Origin of the sequence: Citrobacter sp. Cy070 (assembly GCF_030332245.1) — a bacterium.
Classification (GTDB): domain Bacteria; phylum Pseudomonadota; class Gammaproteobacteria; order Enterobacterales; family Enterobacteriaceae; genus Citrobacter; species Citrobacter youngae.
Genome location: NZ_JAOWIG010000090.1, coordinates 4,990 through 22,315 on the forward strand (window position 1 = coordinate 4,990; position 17,326 = coordinate 22,315).

The window sequence follows — 17,326 nt, forward strand, 5'->3', positions numbered from 1 at the left end:
CAGCTGATAGAAACAGAAGCCACTGGAGCACCTCAAAAACACCATCATACACTAAATCAGTAAGTTGGCAGCATCACCCAGAGAACGTTGAATATTATGTAGTTTTCCGGTTAGCGCCAGTGATTGTTTTAAATGTTGTAATAATGCAGTTGCCTGCAAAGAAGGTTTCGTGATCAACAATAATGTATGACCATGAATGCTATGGACTTCATTAAACATGATGAAACTCCACTTTTTAGTCGCACACCTGACAGCTGTCTCTACTAAAATAGAGGCACCAGAAGTACTGACAGATGTTGCACTGCTGTGTAGAAATAAAATATCGACCCAAAGGGGTGAAAATATTAAAACAAATGGACTTCAACTGATTTCAATCTAGCTATTACAAATCTTAAAGCAAGTGTTAAGCATGTAACAGGATGTAAAATTATATATTAAAATGTGATTTTTAGGTTTTATTGGAGTTTAGATTTGATAGGAAAGTTGTACATTTTACCGTTACTGCATAGATTTAAAAAATCATACAAATTATAATAATTTATTGATTTATAAGGTTTTAATTAATGATTGGCGAGTTTTAGATTTCTAATGAATTCTAAATTCTTTGTCCCACTTTACGTTGGACAATTTTAAGAGGAAAAAACTGACCTTTGTCACGACTTGCATCGATGACTATCGCGACACGGTGCTGCGAAGCCCTGAAATCGCGGAAAATGCACTTTTTCAGTGACTGCATAGAAATTCATTTCTGATTGAGAAATAAAAATAAAACCTATACCTGTAGCGGTGTTATTCACTGTTAATTAGTACTTTGGGGTGAATCTGGATATCAAAATACCACTCGCGGGTGAGTTATTTAAAATGTTTCAACGGACATACTCTTCATCGTAACGTGGCGTTAACAAATGTAAGTCATGTTAACAACAATTTGAGTGGTAATTAATTTAACTTCATGTACGACCAGGTCCAGGGTGACAGCATGAAAAACAAGTTGTTATTTATGATGTTTACAATACTGGGTGTGCCTGGGATTGCATCCGCAACCAGTTATGATTTAGCTAATTCAGAATATAACTTTGCGGTAAATGAATTAAGTAAGTCTTCATTTAATCAGGCAGCCATTATTGGTCAGGTTGGCACTGCTAACAGTGCAAATACTCGCCAGGAGGGCAGCAAGTTATTGTCGGTCATTTCGCAAGAAGGTTCAGGTAACCGGGCGAGAACAGATCAGACAGGATCATATAATTTTGCATATATTGATCAAACGGGCAGCTCCAATGATGCGAGTATTAAACAAAGTTCTTACGGTAATACAGCGATGATTATCCAGAAAGGTTCTGGTAATAAAGCAAATATTACCCAGTACGGTACACAAAAAACAGCAGTTGTGGTGCAGAGACAGTCGCAAATGGCAATTCGCGTTACTCAACGCTAATCCGTAAACGACGTTTAAATCAATCCGATGGGGGTTTACCATGAAACTTTTAAAAGTGGCAGCATTCGCAGCAATCGTAGTTTCTGGCAGTGCTCTGGCTGGTGTTGTTCCGCAATGGGGCGGCAATCATCATGGTGGCGGTAGTAATTATGGCCCGGACTCTTCATTGAGTATTTACCAATATGGGTCAAGTAACGTTGCGAATGCGCTGCAAAGTGATGCACGTAAATCAGACGTGACCATCACACAACACGGACATGGTAACGGTGCTACCGTCGGGCAAGGTGCTGATGACAGTACCATTAGCCTGAAACAGACTGGCTTCCAGAACAGCGCTGATATCAATCAGTGGAATGCAAAAAATGCTGACATCAGTGTAACTCAGTTCGGTGGTCGTAATGGTGCGGTGGTTAATCAGACTGCATCTGACTCGAATGTTCTGATTCAGCAGGTTGGTTATGGCAACAATGCGACAGCTAACCAGCACTAATTCAGTTTTATAACTGATAATAAACAGGGCGAAAGCCCTGTTTTTTTTCGGGAGCATATTATGCATACGCTATTACTCATTGCCGCGCTTTCAAATCAAATAACCTTTAATACAACCCAGCAAGGTGAGATGTATACCATTATTCCGCAGGTGACATTATCGCAACCCTGCGTGTGCGAGGTACAAGTTCTTGCCATACGTAAAGGGTCGGGGGGGCAAAGCCAAACGCAACAGAAAACAAGCCTGTCGATCCCTGCTAATCGGCCGATTGAATTAACAAAACTGAGCTTTAATATTTCACCTGAAGATACGGTCAACATTGTCGTTACCGTTTCGGATGGGCAGTCATTGCATCTGTCCCAGCAGTGGCCTGATTCAAGCAATCGCTCATGATTTTTTGCTGTATTTGCTTTAAAGGTGTGGCTGGGAAAGCGGTGCTGTTCTATGAATATAGAGACGTGAAAACGTTTTTATTTGGTCGTTAATCGCAGCGGTGAAGGATCACTTCGATCCCTCAAGGATGGTTTATCATTGAGGAACCCTTATGAGCACCTTATTAAAACGTATTTTAAGTACCAGTTTATGTGTTACTTCTTTTTTTATCTTCCCCGCAACGGCGCAGCAAATCACATCTGGCGGGATTATCCATTTTCGTGGCGCAATAGTTGAATCGCCTTGTGATGTGAGCTCGCAACAACAGCAGATTGAAGTGTCATGTATACGTGATGGCAAGTTACGGAGTAGTCGCTATAACACACAACAGATAACGATGGCCCCTGAAAGCCTCCAGCAAATTGCCAGTATGAGAATGCAGTACCTTAATGAACAGAAAAATCTGGCAATTCTTAATATTGAATATAAATGAATCGTTCTGGCGTAGATATGCACCTGTATAGTTAAAAAGTGAGATTTCATAGAAAACCCTGCTGTACACTTAACGGAGAGTGTTTTGTCAGGGGGAACTTATGCAATCGCGTGTTCATGTTTTACAGGGCGACATTACGACAATCGCCGTTGATGTGATTGTCAATGCGGCCAACTCCTCGTTGCTGGGCGGCGGTGGCGTTGATGGAGCGATTCATCGCGTCGCTGGACCTGCACTGTTGGAGGCCTGCAAACAGGTATTACAGCAACAGGGCGAATGCCCAACCGGCCATGCGGTTATCACCCTGGCGGGAAATCTTCCCGCTAAAGCGGTGATCCACACTGTTGGGCCCGTCTGGCAGGGCGGCGATCATCATGAAGCAGAACGCCTTGAAGAGGCCTATCGCAATTCATTACAACTGGCACTGGCCAATGGCTATCAATCTATTGCGTTCCCGGCTATCAGCACCGGAGCCTACGGATATCCACGTGCAGCGGCGGCGGAGATTGCGGTGAATACGGTGCAAAAATTTATCACCCGCCGTGCGCTACCTGATCAAATCTACTTCGTGTGTTTTGATGAGGAAAATGCCAGGTTATACAAGAGATTACTCACCCAACAAGGCGATGATAACACGGCCTGATATGACGCGACTTGAGCGTGCCATTACCCCATTGTGCGCAAGCCATCCGGACCAGTGCGGCATTCTGGCACTGGATGACAGTCTGGATGCTTTCGCAGCCCGTTATCGGCTGACAGAAATGGCGGAACGAACGCTGGATGTGCAGTATTACATCTGGGAGAACGACATGTCCGGGCTGCTGCTGTTTTCTGTTCTGCTGGCCGCGGCGAAACGCGGGGTACGGGTTCGTTTGCTGTTGGATGATAACAACACTCCGGGCCTTGATGACACGCTGCGTCTGTTGGATAACCATCCAAATATTGAAGTCCGCCTGTTTAATCCCTTTTCATTTCGCATCCTTCGCGCATTGGGGTATTTAACCGATTTCGCCCGGCTCAATCGCCGCATGCACAATAAAAGTTATACCGCGGACGGTGTAGTGACGCTGGTCGGCGGGCGTAATATCGGAGATGCCTATTTCGGTGCGGGTGAAGAACCGTTGTTTTCCGATCTTGACGTGATGGCCATCGGTCCAGTGGTGAAAGAGGTCGCGGATGATTTTGAGCGATACTGGCAATGTCAGTCAGTTTCAACGTTACAAAGAGTCCTGGAGTTGTCTGAACCAGAAACGACTCAACGCATTGAACTGCCTGAATCCTGGTATAACGACGATATTACCCGACGCTATTTGCACAAACTGGAGACCAGCCAGTTTATGACGCATCTTGACCAGGGTTCACTGTCGCTGATTTGGGCCAAAACGCGCCTGCTCAGTGACGATCCGGCAAAAGGAGAGGGGAAAGCGCCGCGTCACTCGCTATTACCGCAGCGTTTGTTTGACGTCATGGGCTCACCCACTGAGCGTATTGATATTATTTCCGCTTACTTTGTGCCGACACGTGCCGGAGTCGCACAACTCCTGCGCCTGGTCCGAAAAGGGGTAAAGATTGCTATTTTAACTAACTCGCTGGCCGCGAATGATGTGGCAATTGTGCATGCAGGATATGCGCGCTGGCGGAAAAAATTGCTGCGCTATGGTGTAGAACTGTATGAGCTAAAACCAACCCGCGATCGCGGTACGGTGGTACACGATCGCGGGTTGACCGGCAATTCAGGCTCTAGTCTGCATGCGAAAACCTTCAGCATTGATGGCCGCAAAGTCTTCATCGGCTCGCTTAATTTTGATCCGCGCTCAACGTTGCTCAATACGGAAATGGGATTTGTGATTGAGAGTGAAGTGCTGGCGTCATTGATTCATAAACGCTTTATGCAAAGCCAGCGTGATGTGGCCTGGCAATTGCGCCTGGACCGCTGGGGTCGGATAAACTGGGTAGATTGTCCTGGCGGCAGTGAGCGGGTAGTGAAAAAAGAACCCGCCACATGATTCTGGAAGCGGGTTCTGGTGAGGCTGGCCTCTGTATTACCGATTGAATGGTTGCTCTGAACCATGCAATGACAGGCCTGCTATCCGGCAATGGCCTTGCTTTTATCCTGCTTAACGATGGGTTTCCCTGAAAAGAGGAACTTCAGCACCGGTATCCGCAAGTGGATTTCGTACAATATTACCGCAATCCCGACAACAAACAGCAGCCCACAGAGAAAACCCAGCAGGTTTGATGTAATGTGCGGTGTGATATAGGCGCCGAAAAACAGCGTTAACGGATGATGCACCAGATAGATAAACAGTGATGCATTGACAAAATAGGTGACACGGGCTGACTGGAAATTCAATAAACGGTGGCCGAGCGAGAAAACGACGTTAACCATCCACAGTCCCATCACCATTGTTATCACGTATTCGGTTTCATACATCCAGGCATCGCCGTTTCCATAGCGTTGATTGAGCAGATAAGCCATAAAAGCGCATGCCGCGCCTAACGTGCAGCTGCGAGAGGGCGTTGTGAACAGTGCTTTCAACTGCGGATTGATAAACGCCAGCGCGCCGAGCATAAAGAACGGCACATAGAACAGCGTTTGCATGACGATAAAATTAAACATGCCATCGCTGAGAATAGACGGGTAGACGATAAAAATTGTTCTTCTGACGGCGGCGTATCCGACGCCAAGCAACAAAAAGATCAACGTCAGCTTTGTCATCGATATCGTGGACGTGCTGACGCCATCGGGGCTCGTCAACCGGTGTTTCATTTGGCTAAACACCCACATACTCACGGTTGTTAAAACGACAAGGACGAGTAAAAACCACAGATGAGAAATCAGCTCCCATGCCAGTGCGTTGTATTTATCGTACCCACTGAGAGTATGCCAACTGTCGGCTTTGCCTTTCACATATTGCAGCATGATAAATTGCGGCAGTGTGAGTAGCGGGATGGCGGTCAGCATAGGGATCCCCACGCGTTCAACACGCACTTTCCACCACCGCTTTAAGGGATAGCGCAAAAACAGCATGTATGAAAAGTAACCCGAAATAACAAAAAAGACCTGCATGCGAAATGCATGTATGAAATCGTTAAAGAGGGTCAATATCCATGACGGTTCTGCGCTGTTCACATGCCAGGTATGTGTGGAGTAGATCAGCGAGATATGGAAGGGAATCCCCAACAACATCAGCCAGGCACGGATGGAATCCAGAAAATATTCACGTGGTGGAGATACAGAGCTCATAGACAGTTACGTATTCTCAGACTTTTCGTCTTATCCCTAAGACGAATTATGGTTACATTCGAAGGCAACCCTACACGAAGTCCAACAACCTGTCTCCAGGATAAGCACTCAAAGTGAAAACAGGCAGGCGAACCTGCTTAAACCATGAGCCAGCACGCGAACAATACAGGGATTCAGTTGTCGGAATACCCGATTATCCATTAAAATGGATCGGATCAATATAAGCACACAAAGGGGGAAGTGCTTACTAATTATGAAACATAAACTACAAATGATGAAAATGCGTTGGTTGGGTGCAGCAGTAATGTTAACGCTGTATACATCATCGAGCTGGGCGTTCAGTATTGATGATGTTGCAAAGCAAGCTCAATCCTTAGCCGATAAAGGCTACGAGGCGCCAAAAAGTAACTTGCCCTCCGTTTTCCGCGACATGAAATATGCGGATTATCAGCAGATCCAGTTTAATCGCGACAAAGCATACTGGAGCAATCTTAAGACCCCATTTAAGCTCGAATTCTACCACCAGGGTATGTACTTCGACACGCCGGTCAAGATCAACGAAGTTACCGCAACTGCGGTGAAAAAAATCAAATACAGCCCGGATTATTTTAATTTTGGCGATGTGCAGCACGATAAAGACACGGTAAAAGATCTCGGTTTCGCCGGGTTTAAGGTACTGTATCCGCTCAACAGCAAAGACAAAAACGATGAAATCGTCAGCATGCTCGGCGCCAGCTATTTCCGCGTACTTGGTGCAGGCCAGGTCTATGGGCTGTCTGCGCGCGGTCTCGCGATAGATACCGCACTGCCTTCTGGTGAAGAGTTTCCCCGCTTCCGTGAGTTTTGGATCGAACGTCCAAAACCGACTGACAAACGTTTAACCATTTATGCCCTGCTGGACTCCCCGCGTGCAACCGGGGCGTATCGCTTTGTGATTATTCCAGGCCGTGACACGGTTGTGGATGTTCAGTCCAAAGTCTATCTGCGCGATAAAGTGGGCAAGCTGGGCGTAGCTCCGTTAACCAGTATGTTCCTGTTCGGACCGAACCAGCCATCTCCGACGACAAATTATCGTCCGGAACTGCACGACTCAAACGGATTGTCTATCCATGCTGGTAACGGCGAGTGGATTTGGCGTCCGCTGAATAACCCGAAACATCTCGCGGTGAGCAGCTTTGCGATGGAAAACCCGCAAGGATTCGGCCTGTTGCAACGTGGACGTCAGTTCTCCCGTTTCGAAGATATCGACGACCGTTATGACCTGCGCCCAAGTGCCTGGATCACGCCAAAAGGCGACTGGGGTAAAGGCAAAATTGAATTAGTTGAGATCCCCACTAACGACGAAACAAACGATAACATCGTTGCCTACTGGACTCCGGATCAACTGCCGGAAGCAGGTAAAGAGATGAACTTTAAGTACACCCTGACGTTTACGCGCGATGAAGATAAGCTTCATGCGCCAGAAAATGCCTGGGTGCAGCAGACTCGCCGTTCCACAGGGGATGTCAAACAATCTAATCTTATTCGTCAGCCTGACGGCACTATCGCGTTTGTGGTGGATTTCACCGGCACCGAAATGAAAAAGCTGCCGCAGGACACCCCGATTACCGCGCAAACCAGCATTGGCGACAACGGTGAAATCGTGGAAAGCACCGTGCGTTACAACCCGGTTACGAAAGGGTGGCGCTTGATGCTGCGCGTGAAAGTGAAAGATGCGAAGAAAACCACTGAAATGCGTGCTGCGTTGGCCAATGCCGATCAGCCGTTGAGTGAAACCTGGAGCTACCAGTTACCTGCCAATGAATAAGACAACTGAGTATATTGACGCAATGCCGCTTTCGGATATCGAAAAAGCGGCACTGCCGAAAACTGACATCCGCGCTGTTCATCAGGCGCTGGATGCCGAGCACCGTACTTACTCGCGCGAAGATGATTCACCGCAGGGTTCTGTAAAAGCTCGCCTTGAGCAAGCCTGGCCAGACTCTCTGGCCAAAGATCAGTTGATAAAGGATGATGAAGGGCGTGACCAGCTGCAGGCAATGCCGAAAGCGACACGTACTTCAATGTTTCCCGATCCCTGGCGTACTAACCCGGTTGGCCGTTTTTGGGATCGCCTGCGTGGGCGCGATGTCACACCGCGTTACCTTTCTCGTTTGACGAAAGAAGAACAAGAAAGTGAGCAGAAATGGCGTACCGTCGGCACGATCCGCCGTTATACGCTGTTGATCTTAACGCTGGCGCAAACGGTCGTAGCGACCTGGTATATGAAGACGATCCTTCCTTATCAGGGATGGGCGTTCATTAATCCAGCAGATATGATGGGGCAGAACCTGTGGGTTTCCTTTATGCAGTTGCTGCCTTATGTGCTACAGACCGGTATCCTCATTCTGTTTGCCGTGCTTTTTTGTTGGGTATCAGCCGGTTTCTGGACCGCGCTGATGGGCTTCCTGCAGTTGCTGATTGGGCGTGACAAGTACAGTATCTCTGCCTCAACGGTAGGGGATGAGCCGCTGAATCCTGAGCACCGCACTGCGCTAATCATGCCTATCTGTAACGAGGACGTTGACCGCGTATTCGCGGGCTTGCGCGCTACGTGGGAGTCGGTTAAAGCCACGGGGAATGCGGAGCATTTCGATGTTTACATTTTGAGTGACAGCTACAATCCTGATATCTGCGTTGCGGAACAAAAGGCGTGGATGGAGCTGATTGCCGAAGTGCAGGGCGAAGGACAGATTTTCTACCGTCGTCGTCGTCGTCGTGTGAAGCGTAAAAGCGGTAACATTGATGACTTCTGCCGTCGCTGGGGCAACCAGTACAGCTATATGGTGGTGCTGGACGCTGATTCCGTGATGAGCGGAGACTGTCTGACCGGTCTGGTACGCCTGATGGAAGCGAACCCGAATGCCGGGATTATCCAGTCTTCGCCGAAAGCGTCTGGTATGGACACCCTGTACGCGCGCTGCCAGCAGTTTGCTACCCGCGTTTATGGCCCGCTGTTTACCGCCGGACTTCACTTCTGGCAGTTGGGTGAGTCGCACTACTGGGGTCATAACGCGATTATTCGTGTGAAACCGTTCATTGAACACTGTGCGCTTGCACCGCTGCCGGGCGAAGGCTCATTTGCGGGATCGATCCTCTCCCATGACTTCGTGGAAGCGGCATTGATGCGTCGTGCGGGCTGGGGCGTGTGGATTGCCTACGATCTGCCGGGTTCATATGAAGAGCTGCCACCGAACCTGCTGGATGAGCTCAAGCGTGACCGTCGCTGGTGCCACGGTAACCTGATGAACTTCCGTCTGTTCCTGGTTAAAGGGATGCACCCGGTTCATCGCGCGGTGTTCCTGACCGGTGTGATGTCCTATCTGTCAGCACCGTTGTGGTTCATGTTCCTCGCGTTGTCGACCGCATTACAGGTGGTCCATGCGTTGACGGAACCGCAGTACTTCCTGCAACCACGTCAGCTGTTCCCGGTCTGGCCGCAGTGGCGCCCTGAGCTGGCTATCGCGTTGTTTGCCTCAACGATGGTGCTGTTGTTCCTGCCGAAGCTGCTGAGTATTTTGCTTATCTGGTGCAAAGGCACGAAAGAGTACGGTGGATTTATTCGCGTCACGTTGTCGCTGCTGCTGGAGGTTCTGTTCTCCGTGCTGCTGGCGCCGGTGCGTATGCTGTTCCATACCGTTTTCGTGGTGAGTGCCTTCCTCGGATGGGAAGTGGTGTGGAATTCGCCGCAACGCGATGACGACTCCACTCCGTGGGGCGAGGCGTTTATGCGCCACGGATCTCAGCTGTTGTTGGGCCTGGTGTGGGCAGTAGGGATGGCCTGGCTGGATCTGCGTTTCCTGTTCTGGCTGGCTCCGATTGTCTTTTCACTAATCCTGTCGCCGTTTGTTTCCGTCATTTCCAGTCGTTCAACGGTTGGGTTACGTACCAAACGCTGGAAACTGTTCCTGATCCCGGAAGAGTATTCTCCGCCGAAGGTGCTGGTGGACACGGATAACTATCTGGAGTTGAACCGTAATCGTTCGCTGGATGACGGTTTCATGCACGCTGTGTTTAACCCGTCGTTTAACGCGCTGGCAACGGCAATGGCTACCGCGCGCCATCGTGCGAGTAACGTGCTTGAAATCGCACGTGATCGCCATGTCGAGCAGGCGCTGAATGAGACGCCGGAGAAACTGAATCGCGATCGTCGCCTGGTTCTGTTGAGCGATCCGGTGACCATGGCGCGTTTACATTATCGCGTCTGGAATTCACCAGATAAGTATTCTTCATGGGTTAATTATTATCAGGGGATCTCCCTGAACCCACTGGCACTCAGGAAAAAATAAGCGTGTGAAACGTAAAAATACCGGCCTGGAGCCGGTATTTTTTTATACTGAATATAAAAGTCATGAGGTATCCAGTGCGAATACTGGCTGTGGGAATGATGGTCTTTCTTCTGAGCGGATGCGGCAGCATTATTAGCCGGACGATCCCCGGACAAGGACACGGAAATCAATACTATCCAGGCGTGCAATGGGATGTCCGGGACTCTGCGTGGCGTTACGTCACCATCCTGGATCTGCCGTTTTCGCTGGTGTTTGATACGTTGCTATTACCGCTCGATATACACCATGGGCCTTACGAGTAACTATCGTTCATCCCACTCATCGGCTGCGGTCTGGCCTTCCTCTGTGTCAAGGGGAGGCTCCAGTTGAAATTCACCCTCATCCCATTCGTGGAGCGTATTTTCCTCCTGCCACTCCTGGCGAATATCAATCTCATCATAGTCACCATCAAAAACGCTTTGTGCCGCTTCACCGCTCAGCATGGGTAAACATTCGCCTTCGCCATCATCTTCGTCGGCAAAAAACTCAGCTTGCCACATGATATCGCCATCCTGTAGCACGTACTTTTGTACGTTCAGCTGCTGGACGCTGGCTTCGTCAGATTCAAGACCTGGATTATCAGCCAGAAACTCTTCACGTGCTGCATCAATGGCTTCTTCAAGGGTGGGGTACAAGGCATTCATATTCGCATCCTGATCGCATGGGTGATTGGCTTAATAAAAAGATATAGGTGGTGTGGTGAGAACTGTCAAAGCATTCGTTTATCGCGAAGTTTCAGGTATGCAACGGCTTGAAGCATCGAGTGTTTCTTACCATAACCACACGGTTGTGGTGCTTCCTGGAACAACAAAAACACGGGGGAACCCTACCGCCAATACGTTTCATGAACAGCAAACCTTAAGTTTTTAAGAATCGGTTGGAGTGTATTAAACTCAAGCGGTTATGCAGGAGCACCATGAGTGAGAATGTCATAGTTTAAAGGGGGTGATTGAATAGACTGCAAGCCATACTTTATAGCGGATGAAACAATATAATTTATATAATTTTTTTATTATAACTAATTGAAATTAAAGAGTAAGGCAAAAAGTGATGCGCGTGAGTATTACGTCTTAAAGTATCGATATTTGTTTAAGTTAGATATCCATAAATGATATTGTTAATCATTATATATGTGATAAATATGTTAATGTATAACAAAGTATAAGAAAACATCCATAACATTCAATGAATAATAACATGCGTTATAAATAAGATTGTCATTATTGAAAGAATGATAAATTATTAATTTGCAAAAGGTAATGGCTTAATATATAAAATGCAAAATAGGATTCTTGCCAGGGCTGTTATGGATAATAGTAATTCAAACAATAGCAGGTTGATGAACTTTTACATTACTTGCTTAGTCAGCTATTTTATTGCTGGTGTGTGTCTTTCTCAGTATCAGTTAGAAGTGCAGAGTGTACCTCAAACAACATATTTAATAATCATCGTTGGGTTATTTTTTCTGTACGGCATTGTTTTTCTTTTTATGCTTTTTCAATACCTTTGCAGGAAAGATCTAACATACCTGATGATATTAGGAATGGCATTCCTTAGTAATAATATCTATCTTATAGAAACTATATATATCGTTCAGGATTTAATTAATGATAGCGTTTTGATAGAAAAACGCACAAATGATATCGCTATCTTCTATTATTTTAGGCAAGTTAGTTTTATCGCATTACTTTTTGTATCATTGAAAGCTTATAAAGCGGCTTCTACAGTTATTGAGACTAAAGAAAGAGAACCATGCTACATAATTATAGCATTGTTGATTATGCTGGCAATTGCATTCCTTTCGCATAACTTATCAAGTTATAACGCTGATGTTACGATTGAAATTACCAGTCACAAAACTGACAATAAAACGGTGCACTGGCATATTGGCTACATATATTCACTGATTATTGCATGGGGAATGGTTTTGTTGTATCTGTCAGTGAAAACAAAAATGCATGGTATCTTATGGAAAAACATCGCGTTACTGTGTTGCTCTGCAATCCTGACGAATGTTCTGCTGTTGAGTCTGGATGAATATAGTATGTATATTTGGTATGTCAGTAGGGGAATCGAAGTTATCAGCACCTTAAGTATCATATCTATATTAATGTACAACACGTTCATTATTCTTAAGAGAGAGGCGGATTCAGCAATAAAAGATGCGATGACTAAGATATATAACCGAAAATTATTCTATAAGGCATTAAAATCATCTTTAGTAAAAGGTGCTGTTTGTATAATGATACTGGATATAGATAAATTCAAACGCATCAATGATTCTTATGGCCATCAGGAAGGCGATCACGTTATAAAGAGCATTGTTGATATTGTCAATAAATCGATCAGGGACTCAGACATTTTTGCGAGAATTGGTGGGGAAGAGTTTGGGCTCCTGATTAAGTGTAAAGATAAAGCTGAAGCAATGTTTGTTGCGGAAAGAATAAGAAAAAATGTTGAGACTGAAACAGCGGAGCCCAATATATATGGCCTGAAAGAGAAAATGACAATCAGCATCGGTGTATATTGTAGTAAATCTGATGATTATTCTGCTGACAAAGTCGTATCATATGCCGATGCTGCGCTGTATGATGCGAAAAACTCAGGTAGAAATAAAGTGGTTTACTATAACAGCTAGAATAATATTAAGCGTTATTGAGTTCACTCTGCGTATCCCCCACATTACGCCAATTAATATGTTGGGGGGACCGTTGAGAATGAATACACAAAATCATCCCAGGACCTGAGATCCCCGGCGGCGGCGCAGACTGTTCCATGAGTAGATTGCGTTGAATAACACAACACCAGCGGTGACGCAGAAGACGGCACGGAAGCCATAATTTGCCGATATAGCAGCTCCCATTAACGGCCCAGTAACGTTGCCTATATCACGAAACGACTGGTTGTAGCTAAAGATACGCCCGGCGATTTGGTTGGTTGAGTTATACACCAGCAAGGTCTGTACGGCAGGCAGCAATGCGCCATCAGCGGCACCCAGTAAAAGCGCAGCACGCCTAGCTGCCAGGGCGTCTGGACGAATGACATTGGGATCAGCAGCAGTACGGAGATAACCAATGCAACGATCAGGATCTTCTCCGGACCAATCCTGTCACCCAATTTGCCGAGCTTTGGTGCACTGATTAAGGCCGCAACACCGGGTACAGAGGCAATCATCCCACTGATAAACGCGATATTGCTGACATTACCTGCAAGCTCCCGTACATACAGCGTCAGGATTGGCGCAATGGAGCCGGTTGCAACCTGAATTATCAGGGTAGTGACAAACAAGCTCAGCACCAGCTTTGGATTCTTTAAAGACGTCACGACTTCGCGAACGTGCAGCATCTCTTTCTTGCTCACTGGCTGGAAGCGTTCACGGATAAAAAAGAGAGTCAGAATAAAACAGATCAACAGCACCAGGGCTGTGATGAAAAATACAGGGCGCAGACCATACTGATCGGCGAGTAACCCGCCCGCCAGTGGCCCAAGTAAAGCACCGCTAACGCCGCCGGTGGAAAGTGTCCCCAACGCCCAGCCGCTTTTATTGCGTGGCACCTGGGTTGCGATCAGTGCGTTGGCATTAGGAATAAATCCACCGAGCAAACCCAGCAGGGCGCGCAGGATCAAGAATTGCCAGATATTTTGCGCCAGCCCCATCAGCAGCATGACGATGGCCATGCCCAGCGCCGAGCGTAAAAGCATGATTTTCCGGCCTTTACGATCGGCCAGTCCGCCCCAGAAAGGTGAGGCAATCGCTGAAAACAGGAAGGTGATACTGAATACCAGCCCTGACCACATATTCAGGGCACTGTGACCCGTTACGCCAAGACTCTCGACGTAAAGGGGTAAAAATGGCATGACCAGACTAAATGCTGCGCCGGTTAAAAAACAGCCCAGCCAGGCAACGGTAAGGTTGCGTTTCCAGTTTATGGGGACATCAGAGGGTGACATAGCGATCCGCAGTGTGATGCGCTGTTTGCGCTATCGAGTAAATATAAATAAGCAGGCTAATTATGCGCCTGGTTGATAGTTGCTGCAATGCGGATAGCAGTTAAACCTAAAAGGGGAGAGAAGGTGTTGCAGCCCACAGGACTGCAACAAAGACTCAGTACAGAGACGGGGAGCCTTCAGGGCGTGTCTTGAAGCGGCGATGTAACCACATGTATTGCTCGGGGGCCATCATAATGCATTTTTCAACGATTTTATTCATCCAGGCCGCCGTTGTTTCAGCATTGTCCAGCGGTGGTGAACACTCCGGTGGTAGCATGATCAATTGATACCCCTTGCCGTCAGGTTTGCGACGGGGAACAAATGGCACCAGGCAGGCATTCGACATTCGGGACAGCATCCAGGTTCCGGACGTCGTCGCAGCCTGTTCAACGGCGAACAAAGGCACAAATACACTGGCGCGAGGGCCATAGTCGTGATCCGGCGCGTACCAGACCACTTCACCTTTCTTCAACGCTTTAATCATCCCTTTCAGGTCTTTACGATCGAGCATTGATTTATTGGAGCGAATACGCCCCCAGGTTTGTAGCCAGTCGAGCAGAGGATTGTCGTTAGGACGATACACACCAATTCCCGGCTCTTGTAAGCCAAACTGGCGTGCACCCAACTCGAGGGTCAAAAAGTGCAGACCAACTAACAGGATCCCACGCTTTTGTGCCTGAACGTCCCGGATATGCTCCATTCCGATAACTTCAGTCCAGCGTGATATTCGCCTGTCGGACCAAAACCAGGCCATGCCGGTTTCCATTACGCCCATACCGACAGACTCAAAGTTTTTTACCATCATCTGCTGGCGTTCCTGCTCGCTCATTTGCGGGAAGCACAGTTCCAGATTGCGGGAAACAATCTTTGCCCGACGTTTCATCAAGCGTAATGCCAGACGGCCTAATGCGCATCCCAATTTATAGAGCACTGGGTAGGGTAACTGTACGATTAACCAAAGGATGCCAATACCCAGCCAGGTTAACCAATAACGCGGATGCAGTAGCGCAGCCGAAAACTTGGGTAAATTCGTCATGTCTATCCTGTCTTCTAACGACCAATTCCCTGTATTGTCGCATTTTTTTGCGCGTATCTAAAATTTACGACGGGAGAGTGGTGATTAAACCATCAATTGTTGTTGCGTTTTTATCGTGAAGTATGAAATGTAGCGTAAAATGTGTGGATGTAAATTGGCGAAGTTTGCTTTATCATGCCGGCCGATTTTCATTTTTACTGATTGCAGGATACGTACACCATGCCAGTGTTACACAACCGCATTTCGAATGACGCGCTCAAAGCTAAAATGCTGGCGGAATCTGAGCCGCGCACGACGATTTCATTCTATAAATATTTCACCATCGCTGATCCTCAGCAAACGCGTGATGCACTGTATCAACTGTTCACTACACTGAATGTGTTTGGCCGCGTATATCTTGCACGGGAAGGCATTAACGCACAAATCAGTGTACCGCAAAGTAACGTTGATGCGTTTCGCCAACAGTTATACGCATTTGATCCTGCATTATCCGGGTTGCGTCTCAATATTGCATTAGATGATGACGGCAAATCTTTCTGGGTTCTGCGCATGAAGGTCCGTGAGCGAATTGTTGCGGATGGCATTGATGATCCTGATTTTGACGCCAGCAACGTGGGTGATTATCTGAAGGCAGCTGAAGTGAATGCCATGCTGGACGATCCGGATGCGGTGTTTATTGATATGCGCAACCACTATGAATATGAAGTGGGTCACTTCGAAAACGCGCTGGAGATCCCGGCAGACACCTTCCGCGATCAGCTGCCGAAAGCGGTAGAAATGATGCAGGAGCATAAGGATAAAAAAATCGTTATGTATTGTACCGGAGGGATTCGTTGTGAGAAAGCCAGTGCCTGGATGAAACATAACGGGTTTAGCAAAGTCTGGCACATTGAGGGCGGCATTATTGAGTATGCCCGCAAAGCGCGTGAGCAGGGGCTGCCTGTGCGTTTTATCGGCAAAAATTTTGTTTTCGATGAACGCATGGGAGAGAGGATCTCTGACGATGTGATTTCGCATTGTCACCAGTGCGGTACCGCATGTGACAGCCATACCAATTGCAAAAACGATGGCTGCCATCTGCTGTTTATACAATGTCCAGCCTGTGCGCAAAAGTATAAAGGCTGCTGTAGTGAACTGTGTTGTGAAGAGAGCGAACTGCCGGAAGAAGAGCAGCGCCGCCGTCGCGCGGGACGTGAGAATGGCAATAAGATCTTTAATAAATCGCGTGGTCGTTTAAATACTAAGCTCGGTATTCCCGATCCTGCGCAATAACACGATGCCGGATGGCGGCAAAAGCCTCATCCGGCATCAATAGGATGTTATTTCTGCTGTACGCCTTCCACCGAGATAATTAATTCGACTTCCTGCGAAGCTGGACCGAGATCGGTGGTAATGTTGAAATCCTTCAGCTTTATTTTCCCTTGAGCTTCAAAACCGGCGCGTGTGCCACCCCATGGATCGCCCCCTTGACCCATCAACTTTGCATCCAGTGTTACCGGTTTGGTGACGCCGTTCAGGGTCAGGTTACCGGTGATATCTAAATCGTTGCCCTCTTTCTTCACGCTGGTGGACGTAAAGGTGGCCTGCGGGAACTTGCTCACATTGAGGAATTCTGCACTACGCAGGTGTTTGTCACGTTCGGCATGATTGGTATCAACACTGTTGGTGTTGATGGTGACATTGACTTTATCGGCAGCCGGATTTTTCTCGTCAAAGGTAAATGTACCGTCGAAGTCTTTAAATGTGCCGTACAGCCAGCTGTATCCCAGATGCTGAATGCGGAAATTAACAAAGGCATGCTGTCCCTCTTTGTCAATTTTGTAATCCGCCGCGATAGCAGAGCCGGTCGTGAATAATAAAGAGGCGAGTGTGAGTCCCAGCAGGTTTTTTTTCATT

General features: G+C 47.3%; 15 protein-coding genes and 2 pseudogenes. 11 read left to right on the forward strand and 6 right to left on the reverse strand.

Features of this window, described 5'->3' with window-relative positions; translation table 11 throughout:
• Positions 1-63: 63 nt before the first annotated feature.
• Positions 64-219, reverse strand: a pseudogene (locus OGY19_RS21190) (biofilm master transcriptional regulator CsgD); the annotation flags it as partial.
• Positions 220-979: 760 nt separating this feature from the next.
• Between OGY19_RS21190 and csgB the strand changes: the two are divergent.
• From csgB to OGY19_RS21220, 6 genes are all read left to right on the forward strand, one after another.
• On the forward strand, positions 980-1,435 hold the full coding sequence (gene csgB / locus OGY19_RS21195) for a curli minor subunit CsgB (RefSeq protein ID WP_048211206.1): 456 nt from the start codon (positions 980-982) through the stop codon (positions 1,433-1,435).
• Between the two features lie 40 nt (positions 1,436-1,475).
• Positions 1,476-1,925: a curli major subunit CsgA gene (csgA, locus tag OGY19_RS21200; protein WP_048211207.1), complete on the forward strand. Its 450-nt coding sequence runs from the start codon at positions 1,476-1,478 to the stop codon at positions 1,923-1,925.
• Between the two features lie 60 nt (positions 1,926-1,985).
• Positions 1,986-2,318 (forward strand): curli assembly chaperone CsgC, encoded by a 333-nt coding sequence (csgC, locus tag OGY19_RS21205; protein WP_048211208.1) that lies wholly within the window; start codon positions 1,986-1,988, stop codon positions 2,316-2,318.
• A gap of 151 nt (positions 2,319-2,469) precedes the next feature.
• The gene (locus OGY19_RS21210) at positions 2,470-2,790 is read left to right on the forward strand and encodes a YmdA family protein (protein WP_048211209.1); all 321 of its coding nucleotides are present in this window, start codon (positions 2,470-2,472) and stop codon (positions 2,788-2,790) included.
• A gap of 100 nt (positions 2,791-2,890) precedes the next feature.
• Complete coding sequence (gene ymdB, locus OGY19_RS21215) at positions 2,891-3,433, forward strand: O-acetyl-ADP-ribose deacetylase (protein WP_101742051.1); 543 nt, start codon at positions 2,891-2,893, stop codon at positions 3,431-3,433.
• A complete protein-coding gene (locus OGY19_RS21220; protein ID WP_147293147.1) occupies positions 3,369-4,796 on the forward strand; it encodes a phospholipase D family protein in 1,428 nt (475 codons plus the stop codon). Before ymdB ends, OGY19_RS21220 begins: the two co-directional genes overlap by 65 nt.
• Before the next feature lie 80 nt (positions 4,797-4,876).
• Here the strand turns inward: OGY19_RS21220 and mdoC are convergent, their stop codons facing one another.
• Complete coding sequence (mdoC, locus tag OGY19_RS21225; protein WP_115601799.1) at positions 4,877-6,037, reverse strand: glucans biosynthesis protein MdoC; 1,161 nt, start codon at positions 6,035-6,037, stop codon at positions 4,877-4,879.
• Positions 6,038-6,308: 271 nt separating this feature from the next.
• Here mdoC and mdoG point away from each other — a divergent pair, with 271 nt between their 5' ends.
• The 3 genes from mdoG to OGY19_RS21240 all read left to right on the forward strand — a co-directional run bounded on the left by mdoG (position 6,309) and on the right by OGY19_RS21240 (position 10,667).
• The gene (gene mdoG, locus OGY19_RS21230; RefSeq protein WP_086523802.1) at positions 6,309-7,844 is read left to right on the forward strand and encodes a glucans biosynthesis protein MdoG; all 1,536 of its coding nucleotides are present in this window, start codon (positions 6,309-6,311) and stop codon (positions 7,842-7,844) included.
• Complete coding sequence (gene mdoH / locus OGY19_RS21235) at positions 7,837-10,365, forward strand: glucans biosynthesis glucosyltransferase MdoH (RefSeq protein WP_040230656.1); 2,529 nt, start codon at positions 7,837-7,839, stop codon at positions 10,363-10,365. Before mdoG ends, mdoH begins: the two co-directional genes overlap by 8 nt.
• A 62-nt stretch (positions 10,366-10,427) precedes the next feature.
• Positions 10,428-10,667: a YceK/YidQ family lipoprotein gene (locus OGY19_RS21240; RefSeq protein WP_202927478.1), complete on the forward strand. Its 240-nt coding sequence runs from the start codon at positions 10,428-10,430 to the stop codon at positions 10,665-10,667.
• Here OGY19_RS21240 and OGY19_RS21245 read toward each other — a convergent pair whose 3' ends face one another.
• The gene (locus OGY19_RS21245; protein ID WP_061068133.1) at positions 10,668-11,048 is read right to left on the reverse strand and encodes a MysB family protein; all 381 of its coding nucleotides are present in this window, start codon (positions 11,046-11,048) and stop codon (positions 10,668-10,670) included.
• A gap of 662 nt (positions 11,049-11,710) precedes the next feature.
• Between OGY19_RS21245 and OGY19_RS21250 the strand changes: the two genes are divergently transcribed.
• Positions 11,711-13,042: a sensor domain-containing diguanylate cyclase gene (locus OGY19_RS21250; protein ID WP_286597171.1), complete on the forward strand. Its 1,332-nt coding sequence runs from the start codon at positions 11,711-11,713 to the stop codon at positions 13,040-13,042.
• Positions 13,043-13,135: 93 nt separating this feature from the next.
• Here the strand turns inward: OGY19_RS21250 and mdtG are convergent.
• Together mdtG and OGY19_RS21260 are read right to left on the reverse strand one after the other, a co-directional pair.
• A pseudogene (gene mdtG / locus OGY19_RS21255) lies at positions 13,136-14,355 on the reverse strand (multidrug efflux MFS transporter MdtG).
• Positions 14,356-14,509: 154 nt separating this feature from the next.
• Positions 14,510-15,430: a Kdo(2)-lipid IV(A) acyltransferase gene (locus OGY19_RS21260; RefSeq protein ID WP_286597172.1), complete on the reverse strand. Its 921-nt coding sequence runs from the start codon at positions 15,428-15,430 to the stop codon at positions 14,510-14,512.
• Between the two features lie 219 nt (positions 15,431-15,649).
• Here OGY19_RS21260 and trhO point away from each other — a divergent pair, with 219 nt between their 5' ends.
• Positions 15,650-16,702: an oxygen-dependent tRNA uridine(34) hydroxylase TrhO gene (gene trhO, locus OGY19_RS21265; RefSeq protein ID WP_040230660.1), complete on the forward strand. Its 1,053-nt coding sequence runs from the start codon at positions 15,650-15,652 to the stop codon at positions 16,700-16,702.
• Between the two features lie 47 nt (positions 16,703-16,749).
• Here the strand turns inward: trhO and OGY19_RS21270 are convergent, their stop codons facing one another.
• Complete coding sequence (locus OGY19_RS21270; protein ID WP_061068131.1) at positions 16,750-17,325, reverse strand: YceI family protein; 576 nt, start codon at positions 17,323-17,325, stop codon at positions 16,750-16,752.
• Between the last annotated feature and the right edge of the window lies 1 nt (position 17,326).

Bases quoted from the DNA above. Each gene is read 5' to 3' on its own strand.
- csgB (WP_048211206.1), top strand. From the start codon at position 980: ATGAAAAACAAGTTGTTATTTATGATGTTTACAATACTGGGTGTGCCT.
- csgA (WP_048211207.1), top strand. From the start codon at position 1,476: ATGAAACTTTTAAAAGTGGCAGCATTCGCAGCAATCGTAGTTTCTGGC.
- csgC (WP_048211208.1), top strand. From the start codon at position 1,986: ATGCATACGCTATTACTCATTGCCGCGCTTTCAAATCAAATAACCTTT.
- OGY19_RS21210 (WP_048211209.1), top strand. From the start codon at position 2,470: ATGAGCACCTTATTAAAACGTATTTTAAGTACCAGTTTATGTGTTACT.
- ymdB (WP_101742051.1), top strand. From the start codon at position 2,891: ATGCAATCGCGTGTTCATGTTTTACAGGGCGACATTACGACAATCGCC.
- OGY19_RS21220 (WP_147293147.1), top strand. From the start codon at position 3,369: ATGAGGAAAATGCCAGGTTATACAAGAGATTACTCACCCAACAAGGCG.
- mdoC (WP_115601799.1), bottom strand. From the start codon at position 6,037: ATGAGCTCTGTATCTCCACCACGTGAATATTTTCTGGATTCCATCCGT.
- mdoG (WP_086523802.1), top strand. From the start codon at position 6,309: ATGATGAAAATGCGTTGGTTGGGTGCAGCAGTAATGTTAACGCTGTAT.
- mdoH (WP_040230656.1), top strand. From the start codon at position 7,837: ATGAATAAGACAACTGAGTATATTGACGCAATGCCGCTTTCGGATATC.
- OGY19_RS21240 (WP_202927478.1), top strand. From the start codon at position 10,428: ATGAGGTATCCAGTGCGAATACTGGCTGTGGGAATGATGGTCTTTCTT.
- OGY19_RS21245 (WP_061068133.1), bottom strand. From the start codon at position 11,048: ATGAATGCCTTGTACCCCACCCTTGAAGAAGCCATTGATGCAGCACGT.
- OGY19_RS21250 (WP_286597171.1), top strand. From the start codon at position 11,711: ATGGATAATAGTAATTCAAACAATAGCAGGTTGATGAACTTTTACATT.
- OGY19_RS21260 (WP_286597172.1), bottom strand. From the start codon at position 15,430: ATGACGAATTTACCCAAGTTTTCGGCTGCGCTACTGCATCCGCGTTAT.
- trhO (WP_040230660.1), top strand. From the start codon at position 15,650: ATGCCAGTGTTACACAACCGCATTTCGAATGACGCGCTCAAAGCTAAA.
- OGY19_RS21270 (WP_061068131.1), bottom strand. From the start codon at position 17,325: ATGAAAAAAAACCTGCTGGGACTCACACTCGCCTCTTTATTATTCACG.